This is a genomic window from uncultured Senegalimassilia sp. (assembly GCF_934632265.1).
GTDB lineage: Bacteria > Actinomycetota > Coriobacteriia > Coriobacteriales > Eggerthellaceae > Senegalimassilia.
Genome location: NZ_CAKTYH010000065.1, coordinates 1 through 11230, shown reverse-complemented (window position 1 = coordinate 11230; position 11230 = coordinate 1). Strand labels below are relative to the sequence as shown.

Genomic DNA, 11230 nt, shown 5'->3' with positions numbered 1-11230 from the left:
TCGGCAACGCTCGGCATGATGATTGACAACGTGATCGCCGGCAACTTGCTGGGGTCGGGCGCGGTGGCGGCCATCGGCATGTCGCTTTCCGTGTTCATGCTGTTCTCGGGGTGCGCCGGCATCCTTGAAACGGGCGCGGTGGCCCTGTGCGCCCGGGCGCTGGGCAACCGCGACGCCGATAGGGTGAACGTGCTGTTCAGCGTGTCGCTTGCCGCGGCGCTTGCGGTGGGCGCGGCGCTGTCGGCGGGCGGCGTGGCCGGCGCCGATGCGTTGGCGACCATGCTCGGCGCCGCATCGGGCGAGCTGCACGCCGACACCGCGGCGTATTTGAGCGGCATCTGCTCCGGCGCGTTCGCCATCGTGCTGCTGCAGCTGCTCATGGGGTTCACGCGCCTGGACAACGCGCCTCAGCTGGGCATCGTGGCCATCGTCGGCATGAGCGTGTGCGACGTGGTATTCAATCTGGTGGCTGTTTGCGTGCTTGACCTGGGGCTTCGCGGTATGGGTCTGGCCACGGCGCTGGCGTATTGCGTGGCCGTCGGCATCTGCTGCACGCATTTTCTCAGCAAGGACAACACGCTGCGTCTGGTGAACCCCGTGCCGCATGCGGGGCAGCTTGCCGGCGTGCTGAAGACGGGCCTGCCCGATTCGCTTACCCGCGCCACCGTCATGGTGCGCACGTTCACGTTCAACTGGCTGCTGCTCGCGGTGGCGAGCGCCGGCGCGGTCGCGGCCTTGTCCATGCTGTCGTCGGTGAACTCGTTCGCGTCGTCGGTGACCATCGGCGTGGGGCAGACGGCCACCCTTCTGTGCGGCATCTTCTTCGGCGAAGAGGACCGCGGCGCGCTGAAGGCGACGCTGCGAACGGGCATGCGCATGGGGCTGGTGCTGTCGTGCGCTTTGTGCGCGGCGGTGTTCGTGTTCGCGCCCCAGGTCGTGGGTTTGTTCGGCCTTGAGGGCGACGCCGAGGCGTTCGGCGTGGTCGCCGTGCGGGCGTTCATCCTGTGCGTGCCCATCGACCTGATCAACCAGCTGTTCGTGAACTACTATCAGGGCACGGGCAACGTGCGCGCCGCAAGCGCCATCGCCGTGGGGCAGTCGGGCCTGTTCGCCGTGCTGTTCGCGTTGGGGACCGTATGGTTTTGGGGCGCGACGGCGGTATGGACGTCGTTTCTGGTGGGCGAGGCTATCACGCTGGCGTTGCAGCTGGTCGTAGCCAGCGTGCTGTGGAAGCGCAGGGCGGCGAAGGGGGCTGCCGACGGTGCGCCCGAAGCTGCAGCGGATGCGCGCGAGCGGGCCGGCTTGCTCGACAAGATGATGTACCTGCCCGAGACCTTCCAGCAGGATTGGCGGGCCTGGCGGGCGTTTTCCTGCGAACCCGATATCGCGTCGGTCGCGGCGTGCTCGCAGCAGGTGGCGGCGTGGTGCGAGGCGCAGGGCGTCGACGGGCGCCGTTCCTATCTGGTGCCGCTGGCGGTGGAGGAAATGGCCGCCAACGCGGTCGAGCACGGCTTCGCCAAAACGAAGCACCCGGCCATCGACGTGAAGCTCATCTTGAAGCGCGACGGCACGCTGGTGCTGCGCATGCGCGACAACGGCGCGGCGTTCAACCCCATGGACCTGGACCTTTCCGCTGCCGACCCCTGCTCGGCGGTGGGCATCCGAATGCTTCGCCAAGGCGTGCGAGAGGTGGAGTACCAGAACACGGTGGGGCTCAACAACGTGGTGGTGACGCTGCCCGCCGCTTCTCGATAGGCGAGCTGTCTTTTTCCGCACGTCGACGCGGCTCAAGCAAGGGACCGAGGCCGGGCGCCATTTCGCGTTCCCGGCCTATTTGCCATCATGTGCATTTCATTCCCATTTCCGAGTATTCGAATAGCGAAATAATTCACGAAAATGGATTATTGTCAATTGACTAACATACGAAGGTGAGAATAATATAACCACCATGCAACGGATTGTTCGCCGTTGCGTATAAAGAAGGGGACATCTTGCCAAACATGAAAGGGAAGCACATGAAGAAGCAACTTCGCGTCGTGGTCGCTGCCGTATGCGCGTTCGCGATGGTGGGCGCCTTCGCTCTGACCGGCTGCTCGTCCAACAGCGGTTCCACCGAGCAGAAGGGCGATTCCGCCACCGAGCAGTCCGCTGACAATAACACCGAGCAGGTCGAGCTGCAGGTGTTCGCGGCAAACTCCCTGTCCAAGGCCATGGAAGAGGTCCAGGCCGCCTATATCGCCGACGGCCATGACAACGTGTCCTTCGCCGACACGCAGTACAAGGCCTCCGGCGAGCTCAACGAGATGCTGGGCGCCGGCTCCTATGCCGACCTGCTGATCAGCGCTTCGAAGGGCTCCATGGACACCGCCGTGGAGAAGGGCTACGTCGATTCCTCTACCCGCGTCGACATGTTCAAGAACGACCTGGTCATGGTCTCCAAGGAAGGCACCGACATCAAGGACGTCACCCTTGACGACATCGCCGCCGGCAAGTACTCCATCTGCGTGGGCGACGACTCTGTGCCCGCCGGCAACTATGCTGCCCAGTCCCTGTCCACGGTAGGCGTGTACACCCCCGCCGCCTCCGACGAGGGCAAGACCGGCAAGGACATCTCCGGCAAGGGCGGCAGCTACCAGGCGTTCGTCGACGCCGGCAATAAGGTGGTCACCGACACTTCCGTGGGCAACGTGTGCAAGCATGCCCAGTCCGGCGACGTCGACGTTGCCTTCGTGTACACCTCCGACGTGTACCGCTTCGGCGGCGTGCAGATCGTCGGCACCGTGCCGGCCAACACGCACAAGAACATCGTGTATCCCGGCGCCGTCACCTCCGAGAGCAAGAACGCCGCTGCCACCCAGGAGTTCCTGGATTGGTGCCTGAGCAGCGACAAGGCGCAGGAGATCTGGCAGAAGTGGGGCTTCGAGCTGGCGTAGGCGCCGCGCTTGGAACCGCATAGCAGATAAGCGAACGAAGCAAGGGGATGGGGCGATTCGGCCTCATCCCCTTACCGCGTCCAAGGACGGGATGTATGACGAAACAGGGAAAACGTGCGAAAAGGCTTATCGCAAGCCTTGCTGTTGCAGTCGCGCTGGCGCTGTGCGCGCCGGCTGCGGCGCTTGCCGACGACGCGCTGGGCGACGTGGATGCGTCCGCGGTAAGCGCGAAGCCGGCCGCTGCCTCTTCGGATGCCGATGTGCAAACCGCAGGCGATGTGGACACGTCGACGGTGCAGGTGTCGAAAGACGGCGACGCTGCGGCGATCGAGGGCAGCAGTTTTGCGATAAGCGGCTTCTCGCGCGCGCAGAAGGGGTCGAACCGCAGCATCGACGGCGAGTATCGCGGCTACGCGTACCTGATCGGCCAGGGGGTCGGCCAGGTGGCGCAGCTTATCGCCGTGAACGACCAGGTGGTGGCCTACATCCCGCGCAGCATGGCCCAGCAGCTCTCGCTCGATCTTGAGGACGCGCAAACGCAAATGCAGCTCAAGCAGCTGTTCTGCGCGCTCGATGCGGGCCAGTCGTCGGGCTCGGTGCCCCTAAGCGGCATCTCCACGTGGCACTTCACCACGCAGCAAACCTACGACCTGGGCGCCGTGCGCCTGATGTTCGACCAGGAAATCTCGGGCAAGGCGTACGTGCTGGCCATCGGGGTGGACGACAGCGACATCACCGACGGCGAGAACGCGAACTACGCCAAGCCCTCCTTTGCCGACTTCGGCGTCATCGCGCCCGCCGACCAGGTGAGCATCGTCGCCAAGCCCACGGGCCTGGCCGCGGCGGGCGAGTTCTTGCAGAACCTGGATTGGAGCCCGCTGTGGGTGAGCCTGCGCACCACGGGCATCGCCATCGTGTTCATCGTCATCCTGGGCCTGCTGGCGGCGTACTTCTGCCTGAACCTCAGCTCGCGCGCGAAGAGCATCTTCGATGCCATCTTCACCATCCCCATGGTGCTGCCGCCTACCGTGTGCGGCTTCATCCTGCTGTTCGCGTGCGGTTCGAACACGGCGTTCGGCCGGTTCTGGATAGAGACGGGCTTCCCGCTCATCTTCAGCCCCGCGGCGTGCGTCATCGCCGCGGTGGTGGTGGCGTTCCCGCTTATGTACCGCAACGCGCTCGGCGCGTTCGAGAGCATTGACCGCAACATGCTCGACGCCGCCCGCACGCTGGGGTGGAGCAACGCGAAGATCTTCGTGCGCCTCATGCTGCCGCTGTCGTGGTCGAGCATCGCAGCAGGCATGGTGCTGGCGTTCGCGCGCGCCTTGGGCGAGTTCGGCGCCACGCTGTTCATGGCTGGCAACTACGTGGGCATCACGCGCACCATCCCCATCGCCATCTACTTCGAGTGGATGAACGGCAACAGCGACGTCGCCTGGTTCTGGACGGGCGTCATCATCGTGTTCTCCCTGGTGGTCATCGTGTTCATCAACCTGTGGAGCGGCCACACCACCAAATATCGCAAGCGTTCGGAGTAAACCATGAGCCTTGAAGTAGATATCGAGAAGAAGTTCAAAGGGTTCAACCTGCAGGCGCGGTTCTCGGCAGGGGACGAGACGCTGGGGCTGTTGGGCGCGTCGGGGTGCGGCAAAAGCCTGACCATGCGCTCGATCGCCGGCATCGAGCGTCCCGATTCGGGCAAGATCGTGGTCAACGGCACGGTGTTCTTCGACCGCGCGCCCGGGAAGAAGGCGCGCGTGGACCTTTCGCCGCAGCAGCGCAAAACCGCCCTGCTGTTCCAGAACTACATGCTGTTCCCGAACCTGACCGTGGCGCAGAACGTGGCGGCGGGCATCGCCAAGGGCGTATCGCCGGCCGATCGCGACGCCATGGTGCAGGCCGAGCTCAAGCGTTTCGGCCTGTCGGGCTTCGAGAAGCGCTATCCCGTTCAGCTTTCCGGCGGCCAGCAGCAGCGCGTGGCGCTTGCGCGCATGCTCGCGGCGCGTCCGGGCATCCTCATGCTCGACGAGCCGTTCTCCGCGCTCGATGCGCATCTGAAAAGCGTGCTCGAGCAGAACCTGGTCAGCCTGTTCGACGCGTTCCGCGGCACCATCCTGTACGTTTCGCACGACATCGACGAGGCGCTGCGCTTTTGCGACCGCATCGCCGTGGTGGAATCCGGCCACATCATGGAGATGGGCACGGGCGACGACCTGGTGAACCGCCCGCAAAGCCAGGCCGGCATCAAGCTGTCGGGCTGCAAGAACGCCACGCCGGCGCAGCGCCGCGGTCCGCACACGGTGTGGCTGCCGAAATGGGGCGTGCAGGTGGAGACGGCCTCCGAGGTTCCCGAGGGCGTTAAATGCCTGGGCGTGCGCGCGTTTTACCTGGAGCGCGCCGACGGCCCGGGGCGCAACTGCTTCCGCATGCGCGTGGACCGCGTGAGCGACTCGCGCTTCGAGCGCACGGCGCTGCTGGGCTTTCTGGACCGCAGCCCCGAGGCGGCGCCGGCGGTGGAGCGCACCGAGGACGAGATGAAGTACCTGCATCAGCACCTGTTCTGGCGCGTCGACAAGCTGAAGACGGACGCCGCGCTTCTGCCTCATGAAGGCGAGGAGCTGTGGATCCGCATTCCCGACGACAAGCTGTACCTGGTGGAAAGGTAGGAACGCGAAACGCTTGGCAGCGAGTGCCTCTCGCCTCTTGGGCCGATAGGGCGGTTCGAGAAGCGGGAGGTTCGTCTTGATGAAGGGGCGCGCTGCGAAGGCGCGGCCGGCGCTGCGGCGCAAGGGGCTTTCGGCGAACGGGTCTGCTGGTTCGGTGGGGCAATTGCTACCGAGCCGGATGCATTCGCCTCGCCCGTGGTACACTGGGGATTCTGAAACGAGAGGGGACCTCATGAAGGACGGACACGGCCGCACCATCGATTATCTGCGTATATCGTTGACGGACCGTTGCAACTACCGTTGCATCTACTGCATGCCGGAAGAGGGCGTGCAGTCCATGTGCCATACCGACATCCTGCGCATCGAGGAGATCGCGCACGTGGTTCGCGTGTTCTCGGGCCTTGGCATCAAAAGCGTGCGCTTGACCGGCGGCGAGCCGCTGGTGCGCAAGGGCGTGGTCGACCTGGTGCGCGATATCAACGACACGCCCGGCATCAAGAACATCTCGCTCACCACCAACGGCGTGCTGCTGCCGCGCATGGCCGATCAGCTGCGCCAGGCGGGGCTCTCGCGCGTGAACATCTCGCTGGACACGCTCGACGCCGAGCAGTTCCACGCCATCACGCGCCGCGGGTATCTGCAGGAGGCTCTCGACGGCATCGATGCCGCGCTGGCGGCCGGATTCAACCCCGTGAAGATCAACGCGGTCGCGGTGCGCCAGCTGCACCAGGATTACCTGGCGTTCGCGAAGCTCTCCATCGACCGCCCGCTGCACGTCCGTTTCATCGAGTACATGCCCGTGGGCGAAAGCTCGGGGTCTGACGGCTGCGGCTGGGGTCCCGACGACGTGATCAGCTGCGAGGAGCTGTTCGAGATCATCAACCGCCAGGCGCGTGCCGAAGGCCTGCCCGAGTTGGTGCCCGCCGGCAAGCACCAGCCGCTCGGCTGGGGGCCCGCGCGCTACTTCGAGTTTCCCGGGGCGAAGGGCACCGTCGGCTTCATCAGCCCTATGAGCAGGCATTTCTGCGGCGAATGCAACCGCATGCGCCTTACGGCCGACGGGAAGCTGCGTCCGTGCCTGTTCAGTGACCGGGAATATGACATCCGCAGCATCCTTCGCAGCGGCAAGCCCGAGGAGCAGATCGATCGGGACCTGGCGGATGCGTTCCGCACGGCGCTCGGCGCGAAGCCCGACGATCACGAAGACATCACCGGCACCGAACGCCGCATGAGTCAAATAGGTGGCTAATTGGTTTCGCCGGCCTTCCGGCCGGCGAATTTACTCGACGTTGCGGCTGGCTGTGGCACGCCGGCTTCGATTTCAACTGCGCGGGCATGGCCCGAAGGCCAATGCCCGCTTGTTTCAACCGAATCCGACGCACCACAGCCACCCTCACTGACTTTGCTGGGGTCCCGGAGGTTTTAAAATCTCTTTCGAGAGGTTTCATTTTAAGGAGAGCGAATATGACTGAGCAGCAGCATTTGACGCATATCGATGAGAAGGGCGATGTGCGCATGGTGGATGTGTCCGAGAAGGATATCACCAAGCGCGTGGCTGTGGCCGAGGGCTTCATCAGCATGCACCCTGATACGCTGGCGCTTATCGTGGAGGGCAAGGCGGCGAAGGGCGACGTGCTGGCGTGCGCGCGCGTAGCGGGCGTCATGGCCGCCAAGCAGACCAGCACGCTCATCCCCATGTGCCATCCGCTCAACATCACGAAGGCGAAGGTGGAGTGCGAGCCGGTGCACGCAGGCGAGCGCGAGGACGGCCGTGTGGGCATACATGTGACCACCACCACGGGCGTTACCGGCAAAACCGGCATCGAGATGGAGGCGCTCACCGCCGCCAGCGTGGCGTGCCTGACCATCTACGACATGTGCAAGGCGGTCGACCGCGGCATGGAGATCATGGACGTGCGCCTGCTTTTGAAGGACGGCGGCAAGACCGGCCTGTGGACTCGCGAATAGGTTCCGTCTGCCTGACGGCAGCCGGACCGCTCGACGTTGCGGGCGCTTGCGGCACGCTGCCTTCGCGCGACCCCAAGGGCTCACGTACCATAGTACGCTTCGCCCTTGGGCTCCCGCGAATGCGACGCACCACAAGCGCCCTCACTGACCTGAATGGACCTGTGATTCTGTGTCGAATCCTCTAGGACATATCCTTTTGATTGCCAACCCCGCTGCGCAAAGCGGGGCGGGGGCCGCTGCGGCCGATAAGGCGGCGGCGAACCTGCGCGCGGCGCTCGGCGAAGATGCGGTCACCGTGGCCCGAACCGCGGGTCCCCGCCATGCGTGCGCCATTGCCGAGGGCGCACAGGGCGCGCAGACGGTGGTGGCCCTCGGTGGCGACGGCCTTATCCATGAGGTGGTTAACGGCCTGATGATGCGCCCGGCGGGCGATCGTCCGCAGCTCGGCGTCATCCCCGTGGGCTCGGGCAACGATTACGCGCGAACGCTGGGAGTGCCGGCGAAGGTCGATCGCGCGTGCGATCTGCTACTGTCGGCAAGCTCGCAGCCTGCCGATGTCGGCCGCGTGAACGGAAGCTTCTTCGCCGAGACGCTGTCGTTTGGCTTAGATGCGGCCATTGCGCTCGACACCATGGAGCGCCGCAAGCGCACGGGCAGGCACGGTGCGGCGTTGTACATGGCAAGCGGATTCGACCAGCTGTTCCATCATCTTGACCAGCGCGAATATCGCTTGCAGCTTGACGACGGCCCCGTGATGGAGGGCAAGTCCATCACGTTCGCGGTGCAGATGGGGCCCTATTACGGTGGCGGGTTCCGCATCTGCCCGGATGCCCGTCTTGATGATGGGCTGCTCGACGTATGCATCAGCCATCCGCCCATCACGCCTGCCGGTGCGGCGGCCATCTTCCTGATGGCCAAGGGCGGCAACCATACGCGCCTTGGGTGCATGGAGCTGCATCAGGCGCGCAAGGTGCACGTGGAGTTCGACGAGATGCCCGCGGCGCAAGTGGACGGCGAGCGCATCGATGCGCGGACGTTCGATGCCGAGGTGCTGCCCGCGGCCTTGCAGGTGCTGCGCTAATGCCGCCAAGGTCGTTTCGCGTTACTTCCTTGCCCGCAGCGCCTTGAGTGCCAGGTAGCAGATGAGCGCGCCGAGGGAGGCGGCTATGGTATCCACCAGCCAATCCATGGGGTCGCAGCTGCGGCCGGGGGTGAATATCTGGTGGAACTCGTCGGTGACGCCGTACAGGCTCGACAGCGCCGCGGCGACGATGGGCGCCCACTTCGACAGCTCGCCGATGGGCTTGGCGACCAGCAGCGCGCCGGCGGGCCCTTGCGGCTTCAAGTGAAAGCGCAGCGCGTTGCACAGCGCGGCTCCGAGGACCAGGTATTCGCAGAAGTGCCCGACGGGGCTGACGTCGACTTCGTGCCCGAACAGGGCGGCGGCTTGCGCGGAGAGCCATTGCTTGATCGCCGAGAAGATGCCGGTGTTGTTGTCGATGTCGATGCCGCTGCGACTGGACATGAAGAAGATGAGCGCCAGTATGACGGCAGCGGCGATCCAGGAGAGGATGCAGGCGGTTTTGCGCTGAATCTTGCCAGTGACCTGCGGATTTTCAGGAGTCGAAGCGGTGTTCGCTGTGGTTTGGGAAGCGTTTTCGTTAGTCATAATGCATCCCAGTCTAGCAAAAACGTCCCCGCGCGCCGGGGGCGTGCGGGGACGTTCACGAAAGGTGCGGGGGTTAAGGCTCCGCTTTCGGCGGGTTCTGCCAGACAACCGTTTCGCGAGCACGATTCAAACGCAATTGAAGCTATGCTCACACAAAAGAGCCAATGGATTTGCAGCGCCCCCTCTGGTAAGAGCAGAAGGGGCGCTGATGCCAGGCACGCCGATGCAGCTCTGACCCCTGACTACAGCTGGCGCAGGACGTTGACCATCTCGATGGCGCCGACGCCGCACTCGAAGCCCTTGTTGCCGGCCTTGGTGCCCGCGCGCTCGATGGCCTGCTCGATGGTGTCGACGGTCAGCACGCCCATCATCACCGGCGTGCCCGTTGCCAGCTGCACCTGCGCGATGCCCTTCGACACCTCGTTGCACACCACGTCGTAGTGCGAGGTGGCGCCGCGGATGACCGCGCCCAGGCAGATGACGGCGTCGAACTTGCCGCTTTGCGCCATGCGCTGGGCCACCACGGGGATCTCGAATGCGCCGGGAACCCACGCCACGGTGACGGCCTCTTCCGGCACGTCGTGGCGGCGCAGCGCGTCAAGCGCGCCGCCGAGCAGCTTCGACGTGATGAACTCGTTGAAGCGGGCGCACACGATGCCCACCTTCATGCCCTCGTTGATTACCTTGCCTTCGATGATGTTGACGGCCATGATGGATCCTTTCTGTTGTACGAACTGAGTGCAACGCTTAACGGTACGAATCGGTTAGTCTTCCACGTGCTCGAGCAGGTGCCCCATGCGGTGCGCCTTGGTCTGCAGGTAACGGCGGTCGTGCTCCTGGGGCTCCATCTCGATGGCGATGCGCTCGGAGATCTCCAGGTTGAAGCCGGAAAGGCCGTATACCTTATCGGGGTTGTTGGTGAGCAGGCGCAGCGACTTGCAGCCCAGGTTGCGCAGGATCTGCGCGCCGCTCCAGTATTCGCGCAGGTCAGGGGCGAATCCCAGCGCCTCGTTGGCCTCAACGGTATCCATGCCCTGCTCCTGCAGCTCGTAGGCGCGCAGCTTGTTCATCAGCCCGATGCCGCGGCCTTCCTGGCGCATGTACAGCAGTACGCCGCGCCCCTCGGCTTCGATGGCGGCAAGGGCGGCATGCAGCTGCTCGCCGCAGTCGCAGCGCTTCGAGCCGAACACGTCGCCGGTCAGGCACTCGGAATGCACGCGGCACAGCACGTCGCGGCCGTCGCCCAGATCGCCCTTCACCAGGGCCACGTGCTCCTCGCCGGTGATGTCGTTCACGAAGCCGTGCGCCTGGAACGTGCCGTACTCGCAGGGCAGCTGCACGCATGCCTGCTCGTGCATATGGTTGTCATGCATGCGGCACCAGTCCTGCAGCTGCTTGATGGAAACGATGACCAGGTTGTGCTCGCGCGCCAGCTCGAGCAGCTCGCTCGTGCGCATCATGGTGCCGTCCTCGCGCATGATCTCGCAGCACAGGCCGCACTGCTTCATGCCCGCATGGCGCATGAGGTCGACGGTGGCCTCGGTGTGGCCGTTGCGCTCGAGCACGCCGCCGGGCTTTGCCACCAGGGGGAACATATGGCCGGGGCGACGGAAGTCGCCGGGCTTCGCGTCGTCGTCCACGCACTTGAGCGCGGTGATGGAGCGCTCGGCCGCCGAGATGCCCGTGGTGGTGCTCACGTGGTCGATGCTGACGGTGAAGGCGGTCTCGTGGTTGTCGGTGTTCTCGGAGACCATCTGCTCAAGGTTGAGCTTATGGGCCAGATCGCGGCTCATCGGCATGCAGATGAGGCCCTTGGCAACGCTAGCCATCAGGTTGACGTTGGCCTGGGTGGCGAACTCGGCGGCGCAGATCATGTCGCCTTCGTTTTCGCGGTCGGGGTCGTCCACCACGATGATGACGTGGCCTGCGCGCAGCTCGTCGAGCGCTTCGGGGATGGTGTTCATGCTCATAGGAGGGGTCCTTTCGGTTAGGGT

The 11230-nt window shown here is 64.8% G+C and carries 10 protein-coding genes; 7 read left to right on the top strand and 3 right to left on the bottom strand.

Annotated elements, in window-relative coordinates; genetic code table 11:
- The 7 genes from Q0H50_RS05950 to Q0H50_RS05920 all read left to right on the top strand — a co-directional run.
- The coding region (locus tag Q0H50_RS05950; protein WP_294420481.1) for an MATE family efflux transporter at window positions 1-1755 on the top strand (1755 nt) is incomplete at its 5' end.
- 260 nt (window positions 1756-2015) lie between these two features.
- Complete coding sequence (locus Q0H50_RS05945) at window positions 2016-2933, top strand: extracellular solute-binding protein (RefSeq protein WP_294420479.1); 918 nt, start codon at window positions 2016-2018, stop codon at window positions 2931-2933.
- Window positions 2934-3028: 95 nt separating this feature from the next.
- Window positions 3029-4471, top strand: a complete 1443-nt coding sequence (gene modB / locus Q0H50_RS05940; RefSeq protein WP_294420478.1) for a molybdate ABC transporter permease subunit — start codon at window positions 3029-3031, stop codon at window positions 4469-4471.
- A 3-nt stretch (window positions 4472-4474) separates the two neighbouring features.
- Window positions 4475-5599 carry an ATP-binding cassette domain-containing protein gene (locus tag Q0H50_RS05935; protein ID WP_294420475.1) on the top strand — a complete coding sequence of 375 codons (1125 nt, stop codon included), beginning with the start codon at window positions 4475-4477 and terminating at the stop codon, window positions 5597-5599.
- 232 nt (window positions 5600-5831) lie between these two features.
- Complete coding sequence (gene moaA, locus Q0H50_RS05930; protein ID WP_294420473.1) at window positions 5832-6848, top strand: GTP 3',8-cyclase MoaA; 1017 nt, start codon at window positions 5832-5834, stop codon at window positions 6846-6848.
- A 215-nt stretch (window positions 6849-7063) separates the two neighbouring features.
- On the top strand, window positions 7064-7567 hold the full coding sequence (gene moaC, locus Q0H50_RS05925; RefSeq protein WP_294414589.1) for a cyclic pyranopterin monophosphate synthase MoaC: 504 nt from the start codon (window positions 7064-7066) through the stop codon (window positions 7565-7567).
- A gap of 196 nt (window positions 7568-7763) precedes the next feature.
- Entirely contained in the window at window positions 7764-8648 is an 885-nt protein-coding gene (locus Q0H50_RS05920; RefSeq protein ID WP_294420472.1) for a diacylglycerol kinase family protein, read from the top strand.
- A gap of 21 nt (window positions 8649-8669) precedes the next feature.
- Here the strand turns inward: Q0H50_RS05920 and Q0H50_RS05915 are convergent, their stop codons facing one another.
- From Q0H50_RS05915 to Q0H50_RS05905, 3 genes are all read right to left on the bottom strand, one after another.
- The gene (locus Q0H50_RS05915; protein ID WP_294420470.1) at window positions 8670-9236 is read right to left on the bottom strand and encodes a VanZ family protein; all 567 of its coding nucleotides are present in this window, start codon (window positions 9234-9236) and stop codon (window positions 8670-8672) included.
- Between the two features lie 242 nt (window positions 9237-9478).
- Window positions 9479-9946 (bottom strand): 6,7-dimethyl-8-ribityllumazine synthase, encoded by a 468-nt coding sequence (ribE, locus tag Q0H50_RS05910; RefSeq protein ID WP_294164065.1) that lies wholly within the window; start codon window positions 9944-9946, stop codon window positions 9479-9481.
- A 54-nt stretch (window positions 9947-10000) separates the two neighbouring features.
- The gene (locus Q0H50_RS05905; RefSeq protein ID WP_294420467.1) at window positions 10001-11206 is read right to left on the bottom strand and encodes a bifunctional 3,4-dihydroxy-2-butanone-4-phosphate synthase/GTP cyclohydrolase II; all 1206 of its coding nucleotides are present in this window, start codon (window positions 11204-11206) and stop codon (window positions 10001-10003) included.
- Window positions 11207-11230: the final 24 nt, after the last annotated feature.

What these genes read in the sequence shown, in the direction of transcription:
- Q0H50_RS05945 (WP_294420479.1), top strand. Translation starts at nt 2,016, where the DNA reads ATGAAGAAGCAACTTCGCGTCGTGGTCGCTGCCGTATGCGCGTTCGCG.
- modB (WP_294420478.1), top strand. Translation starts at nt 3,029, where the DNA reads ATGACGAAACAGGGAAAACGTGCGAAAAGGCTTATCGCAAGCCTTGCT.
- Q0H50_RS05935 (WP_294420475.1), top strand. Translation starts at nt 4,475, where the DNA reads ATGAGCCTTGAAGTAGATATCGAGAAGAAGTTCAAAGGGTTCAACCTG.
- moaA (WP_294420473.1), top strand. Translation starts at nt 5,832, where the DNA reads ATGAAGGACGGACACGGCCGCACCATCGATTATCTGCGTATATCGTTG.
- moaC (WP_294414589.1), top strand. Translation starts at nt 7,064, where the DNA reads ATGACTGAGCAGCAGCATTTGACGCATATCGATGAGAAGGGCGATGTG.
- Q0H50_RS05915 (WP_294420470.1), bottom strand. Translation starts at nt 9,236, where the DNA reads ATGACTAACGAAAACGCTTCCCAAACCACAGCGAACACCGCTTCGACT.
- ribE (WP_294164065.1), bottom strand. Translation starts at nt 9,946, where the DNA reads ATGGCCGTCAACATCATCGAAGGCAAGGTAATCAACGAGGGCATGAAG.
- Q0H50_RS05905 (WP_294420467.1), bottom strand. Translation starts at nt 11,206, where the DNA reads ATGAGCATGAACACCATCCCCGAAGCGCTCGACGAGCTGCGCGCAGGC.